At 59.2% G+C, this 22,009-nt stretch carries 21 protein-coding genes; 9 read left to right on the top strand and 12 right to left on the bottom strand.

Features of this window, described 5'->3' with window-relative positions:
* Nucleotides 1–10 precede the first annotated feature (10 nt).
* The 8 genes from CFBP5499_RS06180 to CFBP5499_RS06145 all read left to right on the top strand — a co-directional run bounded on the left by CFBP5499_RS06180 (nt 11) and on the right by CFBP5499_RS06145 (nt 7,171).
* A complete protein-coding gene (locus CFBP5499_RS06180; protein WP_080825184.1) occupies nt 11–1,162 on the top strand; it encodes an ABC transporter ATP-binding protein in 1,152 nt (383 codons plus the stop codon).
* A gap of 69 nt (nt 1,163–1,231) precedes the next feature.
* Nucleotides 1,232–2,218: a 2-hydroxyacid dehydrogenase gene (locus tag CFBP5499_RS06175; RefSeq protein ID WP_080825185.1), complete on the top strand. Its 987-nt coding sequence runs from the start codon at nt 1,232–1,234 to the stop codon at nt 2,216–2,218.
* A 65-nt stretch (nt 2,219–2,283) separates the two neighbouring features.
* A complete protein-coding gene (locus tag CFBP5499_RS06170) occupies nt 2,284–3,087 on the top strand; it encodes a transporter substrate-binding domain-containing protein (protein WP_080825186.1) in 804 nt (267 codons plus the stop codon).
* 68 nt (nt 3,088–3,155) lie between these two features.
* Nucleotides 3,156–3,860, top strand: coding sequence for an amino acid ABC transporter permease (locus CFBP5499_RS06165; RefSeq protein WP_080825187.1), 705 nt, complete (start codon nt 3,156–3,158; stop codon nt 3,858–3,860).
* The gene (locus CFBP5499_RS06160; protein ID WP_080827350.1) at nt 3,860–4,513 is read left to right on the top strand and encodes an amino acid ABC transporter permease; all 654 of its coding nucleotides are present in this window, start codon (nt 3,860–3,862) and stop codon (nt 4,511–4,513) included. Before CFBP5499_RS06165 ends, CFBP5499_RS06160 begins: the two co-directional genes overlap by 1 nt.
* Nucleotides 4,494–5,225 (top strand): amino acid ABC transporter ATP-binding protein, encoded by a 732-nt coding sequence (locus CFBP5499_RS06155; protein ID WP_080825188.1) that lies wholly within the window; start codon nt 4,494–4,496, stop codon nt 5,223–5,225. The genes CFBP5499_RS06160 and CFBP5499_RS06155 overlap by 20 nt, the downstream gene beginning before the upstream one ends.
* 292 nt (nt 5,226–5,517) lie before the next feature.
* Nucleotides 5,518–6,240 carry a transcriptional repressor LexA gene (lexA, locus tag CFBP5499_RS06150; protein ID WP_080825189.1) on the top strand — a complete coding sequence of 241 codons (723 nt, stop codon included), beginning with the start codon at nt 5,518–5,520 and terminating at the stop codon, nt 6,238–6,240.
* A 253-nt stretch (nt 6,241–6,493) separates the two neighbouring features.
* Nucleotides 6,494–7,171 (top strand): glutathione S-transferase family protein, encoded by a 678-nt coding sequence (locus tag CFBP5499_RS06145; RefSeq protein ID WP_080825190.1) that lies wholly within the window; start codon nt 6,494–6,496, stop codon nt 7,169–7,171.
* A gap of 19 nt (nt 7,172–7,190) precedes the next feature.
* On the opposite strand, the gene CFBP5499_RS06140 is transcribed toward CFBP5499_RS06145, so the two are convergent.
* The gene (locus CFBP5499_RS06140) at nt 7,191–9,620 is read right to left on the bottom strand and encodes a ComEC/Rec2 family competence protein (RefSeq protein WP_137066255.1); all 2,430 of its coding nucleotides are present in this window, start codon (nt 9,618–9,620) and stop codon (nt 7,191–7,193) included.
* Between the two features lie 307 nt (nt 9,621–9,927).
* On the opposite strand from CFBP5499_RS06140, the gene gltA reads away from it, so the two are divergent.
* A complete protein-coding gene (gene gltA, locus CFBP5499_RS06135) occupies nt 9,928–11,217 on the top strand; it encodes a citrate synthase (protein ID WP_003502585.1) in 1,290 nt (429 codons plus the stop codon).
* Between the two features lie 79 nt (nt 11,218–11,296).
* Here the strand turns inward: gltA and CFBP5499_RS06130 are convergent, their stop codons facing one another.
* From CFBP5499_RS06130 to bamA, 11 genes are all read right to left on the bottom strand, one after another.
* Nucleotides 11,297–12,031: an amino acid ABC transporter ATP-binding protein gene (locus CFBP5499_RS06130; RefSeq protein WP_080825191.1), complete on the bottom strand. Its 735-nt coding sequence runs from the start codon at nt 12,029–12,031 to the stop codon at nt 11,297–11,299.
* Entirely contained in the window at nt 12,009–12,668 is a 660-nt protein-coding gene (locus CFBP5499_RS06125; RefSeq protein WP_010971583.1) for an amino acid ABC transporter permease, read from the bottom strand. The genes CFBP5499_RS06130 and CFBP5499_RS06125 overlap by 23 nt, the downstream gene beginning before the upstream one ends.
* Nucleotides 12,665–13,336 carry an amino acid ABC transporter permease gene (locus CFBP5499_RS06120; protein ID WP_080825192.1) on the bottom strand — a complete coding sequence of 224 codons (672 nt, stop codon included), beginning with the start codon at nt 13,334–13,336 and terminating at the stop codon, nt 12,665–12,667. Before CFBP5499_RS06120 ends, CFBP5499_RS06125 begins: the two co-directional genes overlap by 4 nt.
* Before the next feature lie 80 nt (nt 13,337–13,416).
* Nucleotides 13,417–14,202 carry a transporter substrate-binding domain-containing protein gene (locus tag CFBP5499_RS06115; protein ID WP_080825193.1) on the bottom strand — a complete coding sequence of 262 codons (786 nt, stop codon included), beginning with the start codon at nt 14,200–14,202 and terminating at the stop codon, nt 13,417–13,419.
* Nucleotides 14,203–14,208: 6 nt separating this feature from the next.
* Entirely contained in the window at nt 14,209–14,919 is a 711-nt protein-coding gene (locus CFBP5499_RS06110; protein ID WP_080825194.1) for a GntR family transcriptional regulator, read from the bottom strand.
* 181 nt (nt 14,920–15,100) lie between these two features.
* Nucleotides 15,101–16,285, bottom strand: a complete 1,185-nt coding sequence (gene lpxB / locus CFBP5499_RS06105) for a lipid-A-disaccharide synthase (RefSeq protein WP_080825195.1) — start codon at nt 16,283–16,285, stop codon at nt 15,101–15,103.
* Complete coding sequence (locus CFBP5499_RS06100; RefSeq protein ID WP_158523268.1) at nt 16,282–17,163, bottom strand: LpxI family protein; 882 nt, start codon at nt 17,161–17,163, stop codon at nt 16,282–16,284. Before CFBP5499_RS06100 ends, lpxB begins: the two co-directional genes overlap by 4 nt.
* A gap of 3 nt (nt 17,164–17,166) precedes the next feature.
* Nucleotides 17,167–17,982, bottom strand: coding sequence for an acyl-ACP--UDP-N-acetylglucosamine O-acyltransferase (gene lpxA / locus CFBP5499_RS06095; protein WP_080825196.1), 816 nt, complete (start codon nt 17,980–17,982; stop codon nt 17,167–17,169).
* Nucleotides 17,979–18,446, bottom strand: a complete 468-nt coding sequence (gene fabZ / locus CFBP5499_RS06090; RefSeq protein ID WP_080827352.1) for a 3-hydroxyacyl-ACP dehydratase FabZ — start codon at nt 18,444–18,446, stop codon at nt 17,979–17,981. Before fabZ ends, lpxA begins: the two co-directional genes overlap by 4 nt.
* Entirely contained in the window at nt 18,439–19,506 is a 1,068-nt protein-coding gene (lpxD, locus tag CFBP5499_RS06085) for a UDP-3-O-(3-hydroxymyristoyl)glucosamine N-acyltransferase (RefSeq protein WP_137066253.1), read from the bottom strand. Before lpxD ends, fabZ begins: the two co-directional genes overlap by 8 nt.
* Before the next feature lie 49 nt (nt 19,507–19,555).
* Nucleotides 19,556–21,880: an outer membrane protein assembly factor BamA gene (gene bamA / locus CFBP5499_RS06080; RefSeq protein WP_080825197.1), complete on the bottom strand. Its 2,325-nt coding sequence runs from the start codon at nt 21,878–21,880 to the stop codon at nt 19,556–19,558.
* Nucleotides 21,881–22,009 lie beyond the last annotated feature (129 nt).

The raw sequence follows: 22,009 nt of genomic DNA, 5'->3' as shown, positions 1-22,009 counted from the left end.
GGAAAACCAGATGCCCGCTATTGAACTCAATAATATCTCGAAGAAATTCGGCGCGAAGGAAGTCATTCGCGACATCAATGTCTCGATCGAAGAGGGAGATTTCCTCGTCCTTCTCGGTCCTTCCGGCTGCGGCAAATCCACGCTTCTGCGCATGCTGGCGGGCCTTGAAAGCATTTCCGGCGGGGAAATCCAAATCGGCGGCAGGCGGGTCGATCAATTGCCGCCCGGCGAGCGCGATATCGCCTTCGTGTTTCAATCCTACGCACTTTACCCGCATCTTTCCGTGCGCCGGAACATGTCCTTCCCGCTGTTGATGCAGCAGTTTCGCTGGTGGCACCACCTTCCGATCATCGGCGGCCTGGCGAAACGCCGGATCGAGAAATCATCGACCGTCGTCGAAAAAGTCGCCAGGATCGCAAAAATCCTCGGGCTGACGGAGATGCTCGACCGTTTCCCGCGCACGCTCTCCGGCGGACAGCGCCAGCGCGTCGCCCTCGGGCGGGCCATGGTGCGGGAGCCGGAAGTGTTCCTGATGGACGAACCGCTCTCCAATCTGGACGCCAAGCTTCGAACCTCCATGCGTTCGGAGATTTCGCGGCTGCACCAGGAGATCGGCGGAACCTTCGTCTACGTCACGCATGACCAAGTCGAAGCCATGACCATGGGCACGAAAATCGCCCTGATGCGTGATGGCATCATCCAGCAATTCGGAACGGCGCGCGAAATCTATACCGATCCGGCCAATACCTATGTCGCCCGCTTCATCGGCACGCCGCCGATGAACCTGATCGTCACTGATAAAAAGCCGGATGGCCTCTTCGTCGGCTCCACCCCCATCCGGGTGGATGCGCCACAGTCGGAGACGGCTTCGACCGTGCTCCTGGGCGTCCGGCCAAACGCCCTCTCCCTGACAACGGAGCCGACTGAGGCCTCGCTGCGAGGTGAGGTCGTGATGGTCGAACATATCGGCGCAGATTCGATCATCGCCGTTCGCCTCCTGGACGGCCGCACGGCGCATGACGAGGATGGCGATATGGATGCGGTGATGGTGACCGTTCCCGGATATTGCACGCTTTCACTGCGGCAGGAGGTTTCGCTGACGATCGATCCCAGTCAGGCAATCCTGTTTTCGACGGTGACCGGCGAGCGGATCCGATCGTGATCGTGGCGGATCCGTACTCGCGCAACCTTTTTTCAATCTCCAGAAATATCCGCAGTTGGGAGAATAGACATGTTAAAACGGATCGTTTTTCACGGCGAAAACGCCGCCTGTTTCAGCGATGACTTCAAAAGCTTGGTCGATGGCGGCGCGGAAATCGCCCTGCTGCCGGATCTGCTCGTCACCGACAAGGACCGCGACGCCTACCGCAACGCCGATATCATCGTCGGCGTCAAATTTGATGCATCGCTGCCAACGCCTGAGAGACTGACGCTGTTTCATGTGCCGGGCGCCGGTTATGACGCCGTCAATCTCGCTCTGTTGCCGAAAAGTGCTGTCGTATGCAACTGCTTTGGCCATGATCCTGCGATCGCTGAATATGTGTTTTCAGCCATTCTCAACCGCCATGTTCCGCTGCGGGATGCCGACGACAAATTGCGCGCCGGCCAATGGGCCTACTGGTCGGGTTCGTCCGAGCGCCTGCATGATGAAATTTCCGGAAAGACTATCGGCCTTCTCGGATTCGGCCATATCGGGAAAGCCATCGCCATTCGCGCGAAGGCGTTCGGAATGCAGGTCAGCGTCGCCAATCGCAGCCGCGTGGAACCGTCGGATCTGGTTGACCGCTCCTTCACACTGGATCAGTTGAACGAATTCTGGCTGACCGCAGATTTCATCGTCGTGTCCGTGCCATTAACGGACACGACGCGCGGGATCGTCGATGCGAAGGCTTTCGCAGCGATGAAATCCGATGCCGTCATCATCAATGTCGGGCGCGGCCCGACCATAGACGAAGAGGCGCTTTACGACGCGCTGAAGGGCGGAATGATCGGCGGTGCGGTCATCGATACCTGGTACGCCTATCCGTCGCCAGACGCGCCGACGAAACAACCGTCCGCACTGCCATTCAATGAACTCGATAACATCATCATGACGCCGCACATGTCCGGCTGGACCAGCGGAACGGTGCGGCGGCGTCAGCAGACGATCGCGGAAAACGTCAATCGGCGACTGAAGGGGCAAGACTGCATCAACATCGTCCGCACAGCGTCTGAATAGCAGATCACCGCATGGCCGGGAGGAGCCGGCCGTAAACCAAAGCTCAATCAACCAGGGAGAGAGTGATGAGCATCTTTCAGTCTTTTAAATCCGTTGCTGCCGCGATCGGGGTTTGTGCCGGTATCTTCGCCGGTTTTTCGGCAAATGCACAGAGCGTCGATGACATCGTCAAGCGCGGCTCGGTGAAGATCGGCGTGCTGGTCGGTGCGCCGCCCTTCGGCTCGGTGGATGCGCAGGGAAATCCGGTCGGGTATGATGCCGATGTCGCAACGCTTATCGGCAAATATCTCGGCGTACCGGTCACGATGGTCCAGTTGACGCCACCGTCGCGCATTCCGGCCCTGGAATCCGGTAAGGTGGACTTCCTCGTCGCGACGCTGGCGCCGACGCCGGAGCGCGCCAAGGCGGTGATGTTCACCAATCCCTACAGCGCCTTCCAGGTGGGGATCTATTCCCACAAGGATACCAAGATTGAAAAATGGGAAGACCTGAAGGGCATGACTGTCGGGGTCAATCGCGGATCGAGCGTCGAGCGCGAATTCGTCAACCGCGAGAAGGAACTGGGCCTGACGATCCTGCGCTTTGATGATGACGCGACGACCATGCAGGCTCTTTTCTCGGGTCAGGTGCAAGCGATCGCCGGCCCGGATGCGCAGGCCAACGCGGCCATCAAGCTGCGCGGCGATACGACGACGGAGGTGAAATTCTTCTTCTCCATGCAGCCGAACTCGATGACCGTTCGCAAGGACGCCGCGGACCTGCATCAGTGGCTGAACAATACGATCTATTACATCAAGCAGAATGGAGAGCTGGACGCGATTGCCCGCAAATGGGTCGGCACGCCCCTGCCCGTTCTCCCGACGTTCTGATCGGACGGCAAAACTCCGGCGCGCCCTTCCACAGGCGCGCCGGAACCGCTTATTCGGGAGGAGCCAGCATGAATTTTTCACTTCACTTCGAGGCCGTGTTTGCTGAATCGGATATGATCTGGCGCGGCATCATGTTGACGATAGGCCTGTCGGCAACCGCTATCGTCCTCGGCACAATGATCGCCGTGGCGCTGGTCGCCATGCGCAGTCTCGGAAATGGAGCCATCCGCTTCGGCGTCGATTCCTATGTCGAATTGCTCAGGAACACACCGTTTCTCGTCCAGCTGTTCATGGTCTTCTTCGGGCTGCCGCTCGTGGGCTTTCGCATGTCCGGAACACAGGCGGCGCTCTTTGCCATGACGCTCAACCTTTCGGCCTATGCGACGGAGATCATTCGCGCCGGGGTGGAGTCCATACACCGCTCCCAGGTCGAGGCGGGCCTGTCGCTCTCGCTCAGCCGCCTTCAGGTGTTTCGTTACGTGGTGATGAAACCGGCCTTTGCAAAAATATGGCCGGCGCTGTCCAGCCAGTTCGTGCTGATGCTTCTCGCATCTAGCATCTGCTCCTTCATCTCGGTGCCAGAGCTATCCGGTGCGGCTTCGATCATCGAGCAACGGACGTTTCGCAGCTTTGAGACCTACATCGTCGTGACCGTCATCTACCTGCTTCTGGCGCTGGCGCTGAAAATCATCCTCGCATGGCTCGGTCACTGGCTATTCCGCCGCCGCGTCACGGTCCTGTCCGCGATGACCGTCAAGGAAGGAATTGCCTGATGTCCACATTCGGTTGGCCTGAATTTCTTTTCCTGCTTCGTGCGGCCGGCTGGTCCATCGTCCTGACGGCCATCGCCTTCAGCATCGGCTCGCTGGCTGGCGGCTTCTTCGCCATCATGCGGCTTTCTCAATACGGATCGGTCCGCAGCGTCGCGGCAGGTTACATCACCATCATCCAGTCGATACCGGTGCTGATGATCCTGTTCATGTCCTATTACGGGCTGACGCTGTTCGGGTTCGAGATACCGCCACTACTGGCCGCATCGGTGTCCCTGTCGGTCTATGTCTCGGCCTATCTGGCGGAAATCTGGCGCGGCTCCATTCAGGCGGTGCCTCAGCAGCAATGGGAGGCCTCGGCCTCGCTGGCGCTCACGCGTTTCCAGCAGTATCGCTACGTCATCCTGCCGCAGGCGCTGCGGCTTTCCCTGCCTCCGACGGTGGGTTTCCTTGTCCAACTCGTCAAGAACACCTCCATCGTATCCGTGGTGGGCTTCGTGGAACTTTCACGGGCAGGCCAGCTCGTCAACAATGCGACGTTCAGACCCTTCCAGGTGTTCTTCATCGTCGCCCTTCTTTATTTCGCGATCTGCTTCCCGCTATCGCGCCTCAGCCGCCATCTCGAAAGGGTTCTTCATGTCGGTCGTAACAATTGATCAGGTGCACAAGCGTTATGGCGCCCTTGAAGTTCTGAAGGGTGTATCGCTGACCGTCGAGGCGGGACAGGTCGTTGCCATCATCGGGCGCAGCGGCTCCGGCAAGAGCACGATGCTGCGCTGCATCAATGGTCTCGAAGAGTTTCAGTCCGGCAGTATCACCGCCGCGGGACACAGGGTGGAGCAGGACCAGACCAAGCTCAGACAGCTGCGCAAGGACGTCGGCATCGTCTTCCAGAGCTATAATCTCTTCCCACATCTGACCGTCGGCGAAAACATCATGCTGTCTCCGAAGATAACGCAGGATGTCGCAAAGGCGAATGCCGATGCCCTGGCGCGCAAGGTGCTGGCACAGGTGGGGCTGGCGGAAAAATTCGACGCCTATCCCGACATGTTGTCAGGCGGGCAACAGCAGCGCGTGGCCATTGCCCGATCGCTGGCGATGCGGCCGAAAGTCATGCTGTTCGATGAGGTGACATCCGCTCTCGATCCCGAACTGACGGGAGAAGTGCTTCTCGTCATGGAACAGCTGGCGCGGGAAGGCATGACGATGTTGCTGGTGACCCATGAAATGAGCTTTGCCCGCAGTGTCGCAAATGTGACCGTCTTCATGCATCAGGGCAAGATCTGGGAAATGGGCGCTTCGAAACAGCTGTTCGAGCAACCGCAAACGCCCGAGCTGCAGGCCTTTCTCTCCAATGGCGTGAAATAGCCAGTTGTTCGTTCAGAGAGCCGGTGAGCGAATGCAGTCTCCGAACCTGCGGCGCGCACCGTTTCCGGCTCTGCGGTCGACAATTTCATCGATGGGAATCCGCCACCGGCGTCTATTCACGACGCCGCTGGTGTCATCTGCCTGTTCTCCTTCCGGTTTCGAAGATTGAATCACGATCTGAGATGCATCCTTCACGAAATTTTAGGGGATTGCGGAACACATATGGAACATATAGTGTTCGTTCTGTATTTGTTTCGCGACTTCAACGACGATTCTCAAGGGTGTTTTCCTCATGCTCACGCGCAAACAGCAGGAATTGCTTCTCTTCATTCATGAAAGAATGAAAGAGTCCGGCGTGCCGCCCTCCTTCGATGAAATGAAGGACGCACTCGATCTTGCTTCCAAATCCGGCATCCACCGGCTGATCACCGCGCTTGAAGAGCGCGGGTTCATTCGCCGGCTACCTAACAGGGCGCGAGCGCTGGAAGTCATCAAGCTACCCGAGGCTTACACGCCGGGCGCAAGGCCACAGCGCGGCTTTTCGCCGAGCGTTATCGAAGGCAGCCTTGGAAAACCGAAGGAGCCGGAACAGGCCCCTGCCGCGAAGGCGCCCGCCAATGATTTCGCCGGAGCCGCCACCGTTCCCGTCATGGGTCGTATCGCTGCCGGTGTGCCGATTTCCGCCATCCAGAACAATACCCATGATGTGGCCGTGCCGGTGGATATGCTGGGTTCAGGCGAGCATTACGCGCTCGAGGTCAAAGGCGATTCGATGATCGAGGCCGGCATTTTTGACGGCGATACCGTCATTATCCGCAACGGCAACACGGCCAATCCGGGCGATATCGTCGTGGCGCTGGTGGATGATGAAGAAGCCACGCTGAAGCGCTTCCGCCGGAAGGGCGCTTCCATAGCGCTGGAGGCGGCGAACCCGGCCTATGAGACCCGCATTTTCGGACCGGATCGGGTGAAGATACAGGGCAAGCTGGTGGGGCTGATCCGCAGATATCATTGATGCTGCCGACGGTTTGGATAAAACCGAATCGGTTGAAGAGCGGCATATCTGGCCTGCAAGATGAAGGGCGTGTCATTCTGTTGAATTGATGCGCCTTTTCTTTTTGAAATGGCAAACCCGCTAGTCGCTGCGAAATACCGTCGTTGACGACGTCCCATCCATCAATTGGCGTTATGGGAGTCATGGATTCTTTGCGATATTCCAACGCCCCTTCGCTGGTATAGAAATGCGCGTCCTATCGGGGGAAAACGCCATGTATGATCTTTATATTGCCAACAAGAACTATTCCTCATGGTCGCTGCGGCCCTGGGTTTTGATGCGCACGCTCGGCATCGCCTTTGATGAAAAACTCGTTCCCTTCGGCCAAGGCGTTTCCTTCTCCAGCTTTTCGCCGACCGGCAAGGTGCCCTGCCTTGTCGATGAGGGCGTGACGGTCTGGGAGACGCTGTCGATCGCCGAATATCTGGCTGAGAGACATCAGGGCGTCTGGGCAAGCGACAAGCAGGCACGGGCCTGGTCACGCTCGGCGGCGAGTGAAATGCATGCGGGCTTCTTTTCGCTGCGCAATCTCTACCCCATGTCGGTCGGCGTCCGGGTAAAGCCGAAGGGCGGCGACGTTGGGCTAACGGCCGACATAAAGCGCATCGATGCGCTTTGGAGCGAAGGCCTCACAAAATTCGGCGGACCTTTTCTCGCCGGTCAGAAATTCACGGCGGTCGATGCTTTCTTCTGCCCGGTGGCGTTCCGTTTCCAGACCTATGGCGCCGATCTTTCGCAGGCGGCGAAGGCCTATTGCGACCGGCTGCTTGCCCTGCCTGCCATGCGCGAATGGTACGAGGCCGGAGTGAAGGAAATCTGGCGCGATCTGCCACACGAAGAGGAGATCGGCGGTATTGGCGAATTGATCGCGGACCTGCGGGTAAAGGCCTGACGAACCACGCTGGCGGCACTCATTGCGATGCCGTCAGCAACCGGGTGACGGCTTCAGGCACCTCACGGTCAAAACGGCCACTCTTCCAGTCGAAATAGCGATGTTCGCTCCACGGCCTGTCGGTGCCGCCAGTTGCCGCGCGCATCTGTCCGACGACCCCCGCTTGATCGCTGCCGGCGAAATTTATCTCCACCGAGCCGATGCGCCTTAATGTGTCGCGATTGAGCAGCAACGCGCCCGAGCGGCATTGCGCAAACGAGGTTCTGCGGGAAACGATGACGATATCGGCAATATCACAGGCTTTCCCTGCGAACCGGCCGTCTTCCAGCACTATGATAAATTCGCCACTTCTCGCCCGCGCCACACACCAGATTCCTGTCCTGCAGGTGAAGACTCCAGGCGCAGCATCCCTCAGCGCAGCTATCATCTCCCGCGCCACGGCCTTCATATCCTCGGGCGCGAGCTTCGATTTTGTGCTGAGAGCAACTGTGGTTGTAGGAGCCGCCGTCTTGAGAAGGACCGGTGGAAGCGGTTTCTCAGGCAACAGCAGCGCCCTCTGCCATTGCTCATAAATGAAGCCCTGCGGCCGCGTTTTGGTGGTGTAGACCTTGCCATCGTCCAGAAGCGCCACCAGCTTGCCTTCCTCATGGATAAGCAGATCAGGCAGACTGCGTTGGGCGACGGCTCCAGAGAGGCCGAAGGCGAGGAGCAGAGGCGGAATTCCAAGAAGCGCCAGCCGGCTGCGCAGCAATGTCAGCAACAGAAAGCCGGCCGAGGCGATGCCTATGAACCAGTCATGCGGCCGCCCGGTCGCAGCGCTGCCGCCCCAGGACGCCACCTCCTGCGCAACCTCGATGACAAGCGCCATGCCGTAACCCATGACCTTCAGGAAGGGCGCATCCAGCCCGAAGGGCATCAACAGCATCGCGATGAGGCCGAAGGGCATGACGATCAGCGACATCAGCGGCATAGCTGCCAGATTGGCGAAAAGTCCATAGGTGGTGACACGCTGGAAATGCTCGACGGAATAGATCGCCGTCGAAAGCCCGCCGATCAGCGATGTGGTGACGACGCCGCCGATGACGGCGCCTGCCGTTCCCGCCACCGTCATCCACACCGATTTGCGCCCGATGAACAGACGCTCCCGGTCGGTGCGCCAGCGGCTCCAGGCGGCATAGGCGGCAACAAGCGCGATCGTCGCGGCAAAGGACATCTGGAAGCTCGGCCCCATGATTTCCGAAGGAGACAGAGCAAGGATGACCAGGGCAGACAGCGCAACATTCCTGAGGCTGAGCGAGGGCTGGTCGAAAAGAACGGCGATCAGCATCACCGACATCATCAGCCAGGCACGTTCGGCAGAGACGGCAAAACCGGAAATCAGATAATAGGCGAGCGTCATCAGCAGCGCCGCAAAGGCCGACATCTTCTTCACCGGCCAGCGCTGGGCAAAGGCCGGGAACAGGCTGAAGGCGAGCCTCAGTCCAACGAAGAATATACCTGATGCCAGCGCCATGTTGAGCCCGGATATGGCGACGATATGGGCAAGGCCGGAAAGCCGCAGGGCTTCCATCGTCCCGGCCGATATGGCCTGTCTCTCATCGGTGACGATGGAGGCGGCAAAAGCGCCGGCGTCACCGCCGATAGTGTTGCGGATGCGCTCGGCAATGGCGGTGCGCAGGCCGTAGAGCCGCATATCGGCCCATTCCAGCCAGTCCTTTTTCGCGCCGATATCAGGGGCAGTGACCGTCTGCGGCGGCTTGTAAAAAAAGCCGGTCGCGCCGATGCCCTTGAAATAGGAGGAGAAGGCAAAATCGTTGAGACCGGGCAAAGCCGGACCGGATGGCGGCGAAAGCCACGCCTTGCCGCGGATGGTCGCACCGAGTGCCGCAGGCTCGCCGCCGCCACGGGCCAGCAAAGAAACCTTTCCCGGCGGGCGTGACACTGTCGGCGTTTCCGTCACGGCCAGTTGCACCACATACCGCCAGTCGCCGCGGGCATCGACCTCCCGGCGTATCACCGTGCCTGATATGGTGGTGGTGACGGGCGTATCCAGCACCACTGTCCCTGCCCGCCGCGTTTCGAATTCGGCAAAAAGCATGCCCAGCAACAACAGCGCGGCGATGCTGCAGGCCGTGGCTGCCAGGGTCACGCGATATCGGGTGGCGACTGCCAGGCCGGCAGCGAGCAAAAAAAGAACGACGAGAAGCGGCAATGAAGGTGCTGCATCCAGTGAAAACCAGAGGATCGCTCCGCAGCCGATGAAAACAGGCACGAAAAGAAAATCATGGCCGAATGCGCGTTCCTCGGCGAGGCAGGCGGTGATTTTCTGGACAATGGCAGTTTGCGGTTTCGGCCTGCTGACAAGGGCCGGCAGATCATATGTCGCGACCTCGCCGGTCCGGCGCAGCGGTGACAGGATATCCGCCGTGCGGGGCAAGCCGCCCTGCATCGTTTCGGCATATCCGAAATGCTGTTTTTCCCCTTGACCAAGCAATCTGCGCCGCGCCCCTGCCGCACTGGAAACAGGTTTGCAGGTGGACGCGCGGGATTGCAATGCTTTCCTTTAACCCTGTGTTGACCGAGATTGAATTGCTATGATGGAGAAAGGGAAAAGGAACACAATTGCGTTTGCCGCAATGCACAATTTGACCTTTGGATAGCTTGGCATCGGCGCCAGGATCATATAGCTAATCGGTAGACGCTTAACCGCGAGGCGTGTCTCAACGCCTCCACCCGCATGTTCTCGGAGGATCAGTATGACGGAAAAAAGCGCTACAGTGACACTTGGCGAAAAGCAGGTGGAACTCCCGGTCAGGGAAGGCACGATTGGACCAAGCGTCGTCGATATCGCCACGCTCTACAAGCACACGGGCTCCTTCACCTACGACCCGGGTTTCACGTCGACGGCCTCCTGCGAATCCAAGATCACCTATATCGACGGTGACGAGGGCGTTCTCCTGCACCGTGGCTTCCCCATCGAGCAGCTGGCTGAACAGGGCGACTTCCTGGAAACCTGCTATCTGCTGCTTTACGGCGAATTGCCGACGGCTGCGCAGAAGAAGGATTTCGACACCCGCGTCACGCGCCACACCATGGTGCATGAGCAGATGAGCCGCTTCTTCACCGGCTATCGCCGCGACGCACACCCGATGGCCGTCATGTGCGGCACGGTCGGCGCGCTCTCGGCCTTCTACCACGACTCGACCGACATCACCGATCCGCACCAGCGCATGGTCGCTTCGCTGCGCATGATCGCGAAGATGCCGACGATCGCAGCCATGGCCTACAAGTACCATATCGGCCAGCCCTTCGTTTACCCGAAGAACGATCTGGATTACGCCTCCAACTTCCTGCACATGTGCTTTGCGGTGCCCTGCGAGGACTACAAGGTGGATCCGGTTCTGGCCCGCGCCATGGACCGCATCTTCATCCTGCATGCCGATCACGAGCAGAACGCCTCCACCTCCACGGTGCGTCTTGCCGGTTCGTCTGGTGCAAATCCGTTCGCCTGTATCGCGGCTGGCATCGCCTGCCTCTGGGGCCCGGCTCACGGCGGCGCCAACGAAGCAGCGCTCAACATGCTGAACGAAATCGGCACGGTTGACCGTATTCCGGAATATATCGCCCGCGCCAAGGACAAGAACGACCCGTTCCGCCTGATGGGCTTTGGCCACCGCGTCTACAAGAACTACGACCCCCGCGCCAAGATCATGCAGAAGACGATGTACGAAGTGCTGGAAGCCACCGGCAATTCCGACGATCCGATCATGCAGGTCGCGCTGGAACTGGAAAAGATCGCCCTTTCCGACCCCTACTTCGTCGAAAAGAAGCTGTACCCGAATGTCGACTTCTATTCGGGCATCACGCTGAAGGCGCTCGGCTTCCCCACGACCATGTTCACCGTTCTCTTCGCTCTTGCCCGCACCGTCGGCTGGATCGCCCAGTGGAACGAAATGATCGAAGATCCGCAGCAGCGCATCGGCCGTCCGCGCCAGCTCTACACGGGCGCCGGCAAGCGCGATTACGTTCCGGTTTCCAAGCGTTAAGCCGCGAAACCCTGTAAGATCAAAGGCCGGCAGGTTTTCACCCGCCGGCCTTTTTGTTGAGCGCCGTCCGAATGGGTTCTCAGTGGCGCGCAGCAACGCCCAGAAACTGCTTGAGCTCGGGCGTTGCGGGATTGGAGAACACCTCTTCCGGCGGTCCGATTTCATGCACCCTGCCCTCATGCATGAAAACGACGCGGGAGCAGACGTCGCGCGCAAATTTCATTTCATGCGTCACCATCAGCAGCGTCATGCCTTCGCCGGCCAGTTCACGCACCACCGCCAGCACCTCCGAGACCAGCTCGGGATCGAGCGCCGATGTGATTTCGTCGCAGAGGAGCGCGATGGGCTGCATGGCGAGCGCACGGGCAATGGCGACACGTTGCTGCTGACCGCCGGACAATTCGTCGGGATAGGCATCGAACTTATGCGCCAGCCCAACGCGTTCCAGCATGTTGCGGGCAACGGCTTCCGCTTCCGGTTTCGGTGTCTTCTTCACAACGGTCTGCGACAGCATGACGTTGCCGCCGACCGTCTGGTGCGGAAAGAGGTTGAACTGCTGGAAGATCATGCCGACCTTCAGCCGCAGAGCTTTCAGATGCAGATCATCCTCGAGAAGTTGCGCGCCGGCGACCGATATGGAGCCGGCCGAAATCGTCTCCAGCCCGTTGATGCAGCGAAGCAGGGTCGACTTGCCCGATCCGCTCTTGCCGATGATGGCGATGACCTCGCCGGGCTCCACATCGAGGTTGATGCCTTTCAGAACCTCGTTGCTGCCATAGCTTTTGCGGACTTCAGTGATTTCGATGAGCGACATTGAGCTTCCTTTCGAGGATCTGGCTGCTCTTCGACAGAGGCCAGCACAGCGCGAAATAGATGAGGGCGACGAGGCCATAAACGGTGAAGGGCTGGAAGGTGGCGTTGGTGACGACCGTGCCGGCCTTGGACAATTCCACGAAGCCGATGATCGAGGTCACGGCCGTTCCCTTGATGACCTGTACGAAGAAACCGACGGTCGGCGGAATGGCCACCCGCATGGCCTGCGGCAGGATGACGTAGCGCATCTGCTGCAGGCGGCCCATGGCAAGGCTTGCCGATGCCTCCCATTGGCCTTTCGCGACAGATTCGACACAGCCGCGCCATATTTCAGTGAGAAAGGCGGCCGCCCACAGGATCAGCGTCAGGCCCGCCGCCAGCCAGGCCGGCACATCGATGCCGACCAGGCCGAGGCCGAAAAAGGCGATGAAAAGCTGCATCAAAAGCGGCGTTCCCTGAAAAAGCTCGACATAATAGCGCGCAAAAACCCGCATCGATTTTTTGCGGGAAATGCGCATGAACAGCAGAAGCAGCGCCACAAGACCGCCGCCGGCAAAGGAAACGAGCGAGAGCAGCACGGTCCAGCGCGTGGCGAGCAGCAGGTTTCTGAGAATATCCCAGGTGGAGAATTCGATCATCGGACACTCCTGCGCGGAAAGATGAGGTTGCCGCCCATGACCAGCACCTGCCTCAACAGAATGGCCAGCACGAGATAGATGATGGTGGAGACCATGTAGGCTTCGAAAGCGCGGAAAGTGCGCGACTGGATGAAGTTGGCGGCGAAAGTCAGGTCCTCGGCGGCGATCTGCGACACGACCGACGAGCCGAGCATGACGATCACCACCTGCGAGGAAAGCGCAGGCCAGATGCGTTGCAAGGAGGGCACCAACACCACATGGCGGAAAGTTTCGAAACGGGTCATGGCAAGGCTTGCCCCGGCCTCGAACTGCCCCTTGGGCGTCGCCTGAATACCGGCGCGAATGATCTCGCAGCTATAGGCTCCGAGATTGACCACCATGGCGATGTTGGCCGCGCTCAGTTCCGACAGCTGCAGGCCAAGCGATGGCAGGCCGAAAAAGATAAAAAACAATTGTATGAGAAATGGCGTATTGCGAATGAGCTCCACATAGGTCGCAACCGGCGGCCGCAACCATTTGGGCCCGAGCGCGCGCACCCAGGCGCAGAATATACCGAGCGCGATGCCAAGAACGCCGCCGATGGCAATCAATTCCAGCGTGATGGCAATGCCCTTGGCGATCTGCGGGTAATAATCGAGAAGCCATCCAAAATCGAATGTGTATTTCACCCGATATATCCTTTCGGGGAGGACAAACCATGCGCCGGACCGGGATCAGACAGGACCGGCGCATGGATTTGCCGGGTTGGTCAGAGATCCTTCGGAAGATCGGTTTTCAGCCACTTCTGCGCGATCGTGTTCAGCGAACCATCAGTCTTTGCAGTCGCGATGATGGCGTTGACCTTTTCCAGCAGCGCCGGCTGTTCCTTGTTGAGGCCGATATAGCAGGGGGAATTCTTGATCAGGAATTTCAGCTCGGGACGCTTCGGCGGGTTCTTGGCAAGAATGGCGGCGGCCACGACATTGCCCGTGGCCACGGCTTCCACCTGACCGGCGAGGAAGGCGGAGATCGTGCCGTTGTTGTCCTCGTAACGCTTGATGGTCGTGTCGGCCGGAGCAACCTTGGTCAGTTCCAGATCCTCGACAGCGCCACGGGTAACGCCGATGGTCTTGCCCGAAAGATCTTCCGCCTTGGCCACAGTAACCGAGTCAGGTGCAAACACGCCGTTGAAGAAAGGCGCATAGGCCGTGGAGAAGTCGATGACTTTTTCACGGTCCGGATTCTTGCCTAGGCTCGATATGACAAGATCGACCTTGTTGGTCTGCAGATAGGGAACGCGGTTGGCGCTGGTGACCGGTACCAGTTCGACCTTCACGCCAAGCTTCTCGCCGATCAGATTGGCAACGTCGATATCATAACCCTGCGGGGCCATATCCGTGCCGACGCTGCCGAAGGGCGGGAAATCCTGCGGGACCGCAACGCGGATCGTGCCGCGCGAGGAAATATCCCCGAGCGCATCGGCAAAAGCTGCGGGCGAAAAACCAAGCGTTGCGGAAATGGCAGCGATGGCGAGCAATGAACGTCTGGACAACATGGGAAACTACTCCTTGGGGCTTGAGGAAAGGGGCTGCAATGAAAGTGAGTTACGAAGCTCATAAAGCGGGTCCGGCCTGCGGGTGAGATCGAGACCGGTTTCGACTTCGTCGAGATGGCGGATAGCGAGTTCGGCGGCGGCATGGAAATCGGTTGCTTTGATCGCCTCGAAGATGCGGCAGTGCCCGTCATGCGATTGCTGCGCATGGAAATCGGACTGGTAGAGCATGGAGATAAGGATGGTTCTGGCCGTGAGGTCTCGGAGTGCTTCGACGATGATGTCGTTTCCGGCGATTTCGGCGATGCGAATGTGAAAATCACCCATCAGGCAGGTCAGGCGCTGGCGATCACCTTTGGCAATCGCCACCTTCTCCTCGTCGAGATGATCGGCAAGCAGGGCAATGCCTTCCGCGCTCACAGTGGAAAGATTGCGCAGAAGTCCATATTCGATGATGCGGCGCGCCTCATAGACCTTGATGGATTCTTCAGCGGAAGGCTCCACCACAAACCAGCCGCGGCGTGGGCTGACAGTGACGATGCCGCGTGTCTCAAGTCGCATCATCGCCTCGCGGATGCGCGTGCGCGACACGCCGAAAAGGCTGGCGAGCTGGTTCTCGCTGAGGCGGGTTCCCGGACGAATGCGGGCGGAAAGAATGCCTGAGATGATGGCGTCTTCTACCGCGCTCTGGGCGCTTTCGGATGTATGGCTATCTTGCATACAAGATTGAAAGCAAGAGCCGTGCCAGACGAAAAATTGGCAGCTCGCGGGCGTCTAATGATCAGCTGCGTGCCGCCCTAACGATCAGTTGCGCTAAAACAGAGCCCTCGCCTGCCTCGATCGGCGGCAGATGTACCTGCCCACGAACCGAAATTCCGGCGCTCGGACAGGAGAAATATGATCAGGCTAAGCGGCTATTTTTGGTCTTCAGGACATCGAGAAGAATGGCTGCGCCGGTTTCGCCGGGAGGCACGTCCGTATGCAGGCGCTGCTGCACCAGCGCATAACCTTCCAGCATCGCCCGCCGTTCGGTGGTATCGGAAGACAGGCGCTCGGCCCAGCGCAGCATCGAGCCTGATCGTACCACCTCGTTGAAATATTCCGGGATGATGGCGTAGTCGGCAATCAGGTTCGGCAGCGCGCCCGTCCAGGTCTTCACCCGTTTGCTCAGCATGGTGAAAATCCAGTCGGTCTTGTAGACAGAGATCGTCGGCACGCCGGCGAGCGCCAGTTCGAGAATGACGGTGCCGGAAGCGGCGATTGCCGCATCGGCCGCCGCGAAGGCATTCCATTTAAATGCGGGGTCGGCGCCGATCTGAGGCCTGATTTCTTCCGGCCATGTTGCAGCCAGTTCCCGGATACGGTTTTCCTGACGTGGCACGGTGGGCAGCAGAAATCGCGTGGGGCCGTTGCGCTCCACGAAGGCTTTTGCCGCTTCCTGAAACGGCTCCATCAGCCGCGTCGTCTCAGTGGAGCGCGATCCCGGCAGGAGAAGGATGGTCTTCAGCTGGCCCGGTTCCGGAAGAAGCCGCTCCGCCCGCTTCTGCCGCACCGCCAGCACTTCGGGATCGACGCTGAGCCGGTGGCCGACGAATGTCGTCGGTGGGCCGCCAAGACGCCGCATGGCCTCGGGCTCGAAGGGCAGCAGAGCCAGAACGTGGTCGACATAGGACAACATCGCGGTGGCGCGATATTCCTTCCACGCCCATACGCTCGGGCAGACATAATTGACGACCGGCAGCTGCGGCAATTGTTTGCGGACTTTTTTCGCGACGCGATGGGTGAAATCCGGGCTGTCGATGATCAGCAGAATATCCGGCTTCGCGGCCACGATGGCCGCGGCGGTCTGGTTGATCCGTGCAATGAGTTTCGGCAGCTTCTTGAGAACCTGCGTGAAGCCCATGATGGAGAGTTCGGAATAGTCGAACAGCGAGGTGAGCCCCTGCGCCTCCAGCGCTTCGCCGCCAACGCCCACCAGTTCGACGGAGCCCGCAAATCGGGCTTTGAGCGAGCGGATCAGATCCGCGCCCAAAAGATCGCCGGATACTTCGCCGGCAATCACCGCCACTTTTAATGCCACCGTCATCCGATCATATCTCCGCCCACCATATCTCCGCCGAGTGACGTGTCGATGCCGCAGACGAATATGCCCGCCTCGTCGGCTGCTTTCAACATCGCCTCACGATCGAGCACCAGCGCGCGCCCGGCTTCGACGGCAATGCCCGCCAGTCCTGCTTTTTTCGCATTTTCCACTGTTTCGATGCCGATGGTCGGCAGATCGGCGCGTACATCCTGCTGCGGCTTGCAGAGCTTGACCAGCACGCCTTTACGGCGCGGCGATATACGCCCTTCGGCACGTAGCGCCGCGACGCGCGCCAGCATGGCATCCGTGCCCTCGACACCCTCCAGCGCCACGATGCGGCCACCGACAGAGACGGCCCCCTGCCCGACATCGAGTTTGCCGAGCGCAAGTGCCGCCTCAGCCGCCTTGCGAATATCCTTCAGATCCTCTTCAGCAGGCTTCTGCCCGCCGAAAGGGCCGGTCGTTGACAGCAGGCCGGGCGCAATTTCGTGAGCGCCGATGACTTTTGCGCCGAGCGTGCTGATGATCTTGATCACCATCTGCAGAACCGCATCATCGCCACCGGACAGCAGCGTTTTGACGATGGATGGCAGTTTTAGCAGGATGCCGGCGGTGGGGCGGATTTCCCGCCATTCCGGCCGCCGTGCCACGGCTCCGGACAACACGACACGGTCTACCTGGTTTTCGCGCAGCAGACGGCCAAGACCCGCGACATCGCCGACGCTGATGACGGCATTGTCGAAACCGCTCCAGTCGAAACGGGAATCATCGCGCAAGCGCACGATGAAGGGGTTCTCGCCCATCTCACGGGCAGCGGCGGCCACATAAAGCGGCAACTGGCCGCTGCCGGCCACGATGGCGAGACGCCCGCCGCCTGTCACGGCTCACTTGCCCCGGTTGGGCGAAGAGATTGCGCGGTCGCTGCCCGCACCGATGAAATCGATGACTTCAAGCGCCTGCGGGCAATCCAGATAGTCGTTACGATCGATAGCCGCCGCATTGCCGCGGATAGTACCTTCGGCCTCGAAAATCGCCTTGTAGACGCGCCTGACCTTGTGGATGTCCGCGCGCTCGATGCCGGCGCGTGTCATGCCGACGACGTTCAGGCCACCGAGAATGCCGGGGTTGCCGTTCAGCATGCCATAGGGAATGACGTCATAATTGACCGCCGACAGCCCGCCGATGAAAGCCTGCCGGCCGATGCGGGTGAACTGATGCACGGCACAACCGCCACCCAAAATAGCGCGGTCCTCGATGGTAACATGGCCAGCCAGCATCACATTGTTGGACAGGATGATATGGCTGCCGAGGCGGCAATCATGCGCCACATGCGAATTGGCGAGGAAGAGATTGTCGTCGCCGACAATGGTCTTGCCGCTGCCATCGGAGCTGCCGGCATTCATAGTCACGCCTTCGCGCATGACGCAGCGTTCACCGATTTCGAGCGTCGTTTCCGAACCATCGTGGCGAACCGCCTGGGGCGTGCCGCCGATGACCGCCATGGAATGAACGACCGATCCGCGGCCGATCACCGTCAGGCCGGACACCACGGCGTGATTATGCAGCCGGACATCATCATGCAAGGTGACTTTCGCACCGACATAGCTGAGCGCACCGATGACGACGTTTTCACCGACCACCGCACCGTCTTCAATGACGGCCGTCGGGTGAATTCTGGCCGAGGCCGCGATCGTGCTCATTGCTGATCCTCGGGGATCATCATAGCACCGACATCAGCCTCCGCCACAAGCGCGCCATCCACCTTCGCTTCGCAGTGGAACTTAAAGACATTGCCGCGCTGACGCTGCTTGGTGACATGGATTTCCAGACGATCACCGGGGATCACCGGCTTGCGGAAACGCGCATTGTCGATCGTCATGAAGTAGACCAGGTGACCACCCTCGCCCTGGCTGCGAGCGCATATCGCACCTGCCGTCTGAGCCATGGCTTCGACGATCAGAACGCCCGGCATAATCGGCCGGTCCGGGAAATGGCCGGTGAAATGTGGCTCGTTAACCGTCACATTCTTGATACCGATCGCCGAATTATTACCATCGATCTCGATGATCTTGTCGATCAGCAGGAACGGGTAACGATGCGGCAAAAGCTTCATGACTTCCAGAATGTCAGCCGCGCCAAGCGTCGCCTTCGTTTCGTCAGCCATTGTTTTTTTCTCCTGTTTTTTTATCACGCTCTTCGGCGCGCGCCAGAATATCGGCCATATCGCGCAGGAAATGTTTCATCGGACGCGCCGGTATTCCACCATAACGGGCGCCAGCCGGAACATCAGAAACCACACCGCTCATCGCGGCGATCTGCACACCGTCGCCAATAGTGATATGGCCGTTGATGCCGGTTGCGCCGCCAATCATCACACCGTCGCCTATGCGGGTACTGCCCGCAATACCAACCCCACTGACGATGCCGCAATGGCGGCCAATGCGAACGTTGTGACCGATCTGCACCTGATTGTCGACCTTGGTGCCTTCACCAATAACGGTGTCATCCATCGTGCCGCGATCGATCGTCGTATTGGCGCCAACCTCGACATTGTCCTGAATGATGACCCGGCCGATCTGTACGATCTTCAACATGCCACGCGGACCCGGCGCATAACCGAAACCATCCTGGCCGATGCGTGCACCGTTGTGGATAATGACATTATTGCCGAGCAGCGCCACCAGAATGCTTGCTCCACCGGCAATCGTGCAATCGCGGCCGATCTGTACATCGGGGCCAATAACGACGCCCGGTCCAATGCGTGTACCCGCGCCGATGTGGACACCGGCGCCGATCACGGCCAGCGGTTCCACGATGACGCCCGGCTCAAGCTTCGCCGACGGATCGACATACGCAGCCGGGGAAATTTCCGCTTCCATCGGCGCAACGATCGAGGGCCGCATGGCAGAGGGGTGAAGCAGAGCACCGACCTGCGCAAACAGCGTATGCGGGGTCTTCGATATCAATGCGGGAATATGGGGAGGAATCAGATTCTTCAGGGCCGCGTCACAAATGACTGCACCCGCCTCACAGGTCAGCAACTCTTCGCTGCTCTTGCGAGAAAGAATATAACAGAGCTGATCCGGTTTTGCCCGGTAGACCGGTGCAACGGACCTGATAATCCGCTCGCCCGCCGTGTCATCAGACAGTTCCGCCCCAAAACGGTCTGCGATGTCTTTCAATCGCAGTCCCTCGTGGGGCGGAAAAAATGCGTTGTATTCCATCAGCCGGAAACTCCAGAACGTTCAAAGTTGCAGTTCTGGACTGCCGATATCAGAAAGTGTTGGACATGCCAAACCGGAAACGCTGTTCCTCGTCGTAGTCTTCCTTGGCAATCGGCACTGCGTAGTCAACACGGATCGGACCGAAGGGCGATGCCCACATCACGCCGACACCCGCAGAAGCGCGGATGGAGTTGTCATCCTTCACGCCTGCACTGTTAGCGACCTTGTTGCCGTAAAGCGTACCGGCATCCACGAAGCCAGCGAGACGCAGGCCGAAATCTTCGGGAACGCCGGGCATCGGAGCCGTAACTTCAGCAGACGCGGCGAAATAGGTCGTGCCGCCGATGGCGTCCGAACCAATGCGCGGACCGATACCATCGTTCTTGAAGCCGCGAACCTGACGGCCGCCGAACTTGAACTGATCGAAGACCAGCAGATTGTCGCCCGTCGGAACGACGTGACCCGCCTGACCGGTGATCGAGCCGATGACATCGTACTCATCCGACAGTGTATAGAAATAACGCGCCTTGGCGTAAATCTTGTAATATTCGGAATCGCCGCCGAGGCCTGCAAATTCGTTCGTCAGAGCAGCCTGCCAGCCTTCACGCGGCATGTTGCGGTCATCGAGCGTATTGTAGTTCAACGTGTTAGAAATGATGGACTGGGTCCAATCACCGCCGCGGATCAGATCCTTGTACGGCTCAGCAAGGTTGCTGCCGGTTTCCCAGTCGCCCTCGCCGTCATAGTTGAGCTGCTTGTAGGTATACTTGAACGTCGTCGAGAGGTTCTCCGTGATCGGCGCGGTCACGCGCAGCGAGAAGCCCTGTTCGTCGTAGTCGTAATAGTCTTCGCTGCGGCTCTGGCTCTTGAACAGGTCGAAACCTGCAGCCAGACGGTAGCCGAGGAAATAAGGCTCGGTGAAGGACAGCGAGTAGGTACGCGCATCGTCTTCACCCGCACCGGCGGCGACACGGATGTACTGACCGCGACCGAGGAAGTTCTTTTCTTCGACAGATGCTTCGAGCAGCACGCCGTCGTTCTGCGAGTAACCGGCACCGATACCGAACGAACCCGTCGACTGATCTTCAACGTCGACCACGATCACGACGCGGTCAGGCGCGCTGCCGCCGGCGGTCGAGATATTGACCTTGGAGAAATAACCGAGCGCTTCGAGGCGACGCTTTGCCGCGGTGATGATCGTCTGGTTGAACGCATCGCCTTCGGAAATATCGAATTCGCGGCGGATGACATAGTCACGCGTACGGGTGTTGCCCCGGATTTCGATACGCTCGACATAAGCGCGCTCGCCCTGATCGACGATGTAGGTCACGCCAATGGTGTTGCCAGCCATGTCGCGGTCGCCGCGCGGCGTAACACGGGCGAAGGGATAACCTTCACCGGCTACGCGCTTGGAAATCGCTTCCATGCTCTGCTGAACTTCCTTGGCGCTGTAGCTTGCACCCTGGCGGGTTTCGACGAGACCCTGCAATTCCGAGCCATCGACACCCGGAACGGTCGATTCGACTGCGACGCCACCGAAGTTGTAACGCTGACCTTCATCAACCGTAATGGTGATGTTGTATTCGTTCTTGGACTCGTCAAGCACGGCCTCGGAACCCACGACCCGGAAGTCGGCGTAACCGCGGTTGTAGTAGAACTGGCGCAGCGACTCTTCGTCGGCGCGCAGCTTGTCCTCATTATAAACGTCCTTACGCGTCAGGAACGACAGCATGTTGGACTTTTTGGTATTGAGAACAGCAGCCAGACGACCGTCACTGTAGGAATTGTTGCCGACGAAATCGATGCGGCCGATCTTCGTGCGCTCGCCTTCGTTGATGACGAAAGCAATGTTCACACGGCCCTGGCCGACGGAAACGGTCTGCGTGGTGATTTCCACATCGCTACGGCCGATGGCGGAATAGGCTTCCTTGAGACGGGCAATATCCGCAGTCACGATTGCCTGATTGAAAGGGCCCATCGGCTGGGTCTGCACGATGCCGGCGAGCTTGTCGTCCTTGATCTTGCGGTTACCGTTGAAGACCACCTGGTTGACAAGCTGGTTCTCATTGACCGTCACGACCAGCGTGCTACCGGAAACGCGCATAGCGACATTCGAGAAGTAACCAGTGGCGTAAAGACGCTTCACCGATTCATCGATGTCGGAATTGGAAAAGTTCTTACCCGGCGCAATGGTGATGTTGGAACGCACGGAGTCCGCGCCGGACCTTTCGGCCCCGCGAACATCAATCCTGCTGATGACGGCTGCATTTGCAACGCCAGCAGAGGCAAGCACGCCAAGGCCCGCAACCGAAGAAACACCGGCAGACAGAGCAACCGCCGACACAGCGTTCAAAAATCTTGAACCAGCCTTCATTTCAATTCTTACCTTTTTACGTTGTCCCTCAGCGGGCGGAACCCGACTCCGGCCATGTGCGTCGTTTTACCTGCTTTTCCCCTACAAGCAAGCGTGAACGTTAAATTCTGTTTACTTCGTGCTCCAGAG

Origin of the sequence: Agrobacterium tumefaciens (assembly GCF_005221325.1) — a bacterium.
Classification (GTDB): Bacteria; Pseudomonadota; Alphaproteobacteria; order Rhizobiales; family Rhizobiaceae; genus Agrobacterium.
The sequence above is the reverse complement of the archived record's forward strand: the minus strand, read 5'-3'. Positions and strand labels throughout refer to the sequence as shown.

Bases quoted from the DNA above. Each gene is read 5' to 3' on its own strand.
- CFBP5499_RS06180 (WP_080825184.1), top strand. From the start codon at position 11: ATGCCCGCTATTGAACTCAATAATATCTCGAAGAAATTCGGCGCGAAG.
- CFBP5499_RS06175 (WP_080825185.1), top strand. From the start codon at position 1,232: ATGTTAAAACGGATCGTTTTTCACGGCGAAAACGCCGCCTGTTTCAGC.
- CFBP5499_RS06170 (WP_080825186.1), top strand. From the start codon at position 2,284: ATGAGCATCTTTCAGTCTTTTAAATCCGTTGCTGCCGCGATCGGGGTT.
- CFBP5499_RS06165 (WP_080825187.1), top strand. From the start codon at position 3,156: ATGAATTTTTCACTTCACTTCGAGGCCGTGTTTGCTGAATCGGATATG.
- CFBP5499_RS06160 (WP_080827350.1), top strand. From the start codon at position 3,860: ATGTCCACATTCGGTTGGCCTGAATTTCTTTTCCTGCTTCGTGCGGCC.
- CFBP5499_RS06155 (WP_080825188.1), top strand. From the start codon at position 4,494: ATGTCGGTCGTAACAATTGATCAGGTGCACAAGCGTTATGGCGCCCTT.
- lexA (WP_080825189.1), top strand. From the start codon at position 5,518: ATGCTCACGCGCAAACAGCAGGAATTGCTTCTCTTCATTCATGAAAGA.
- CFBP5499_RS06145 (WP_080825190.1), top strand. From the start codon at position 6,494: ATGTATGATCTTTATATTGCCAACAAGAACTATTCCTCATGGTCGCTG.
- CFBP5499_RS06140 (WP_137066255.1), bottom strand. From the start codon at position 9,620: ATGCAGGGCGGCTTGCCCCGCACGGCGGATATCCTGTCACCGCTGCGC.
- gltA (WP_003502585.1), top strand. From the start codon at position 9,928: ATGACGGAAAAAAGCGCTACAGTGACACTTGGCGAAAAGCAGGTGGAA.
- CFBP5499_RS06130 (WP_080825191.1), bottom strand. From the start codon at position 12,031: ATGTCGCTCATCGAAATCACTGAAGTCCGCAAAAGCTATGGCAGCAAC.
- CFBP5499_RS06125 (WP_010971583.1), bottom strand. From the start codon at position 12,668: ATGATCGAATTCTCCACCTGGGATATTCTCAGAAACCTGCTGCTCGCC.
- CFBP5499_RS06115 (WP_080825193.1), bottom strand. From the start codon at position 14,202: ATGTTGTCCAGACGTTCATTGCTCGCCATCGCTGCCATTTCCGCAACG.
- CFBP5499_RS06110 (WP_080825194.1), bottom strand. From the start codon at position 14,919: ATGCAAGATAGCCATACATCCGAAAGCGCCCAGAGCGCGGTAGAAGAC.
- lpxB (WP_080825195.1), bottom strand. From the start codon at position 16,285: ATGACGGTGGCATTAAAAGTGGCGGTGATTGCCGGCGAAGTATCCGGC.
- lpxA (WP_080825196.1), bottom strand. From the start codon at position 17,982: ATGAGCACGATCGCGGCCTCGGCCAGAATTCACCCGACGGCCGTCATT.
- fabZ (WP_080827352.1), bottom strand. From the start codon at position 18,446: ATGGCTGACGAAACGAAGGCGACGCTTGGCGCGGCTGACATTCTGGAA.
- lpxD (WP_137066253.1), bottom strand. From the start codon at position 19,506: ATGGAATACAACGCATTTTTTCCGCCCCACGAGGGACTGCGATTGAAA.
- bamA (WP_080825197.1), bottom strand. From the start codon at position 21,880: ATGAAGGCTGGTTCAAGATTTTTGAACGCTGTGTCGGCGGTTGCTCTG.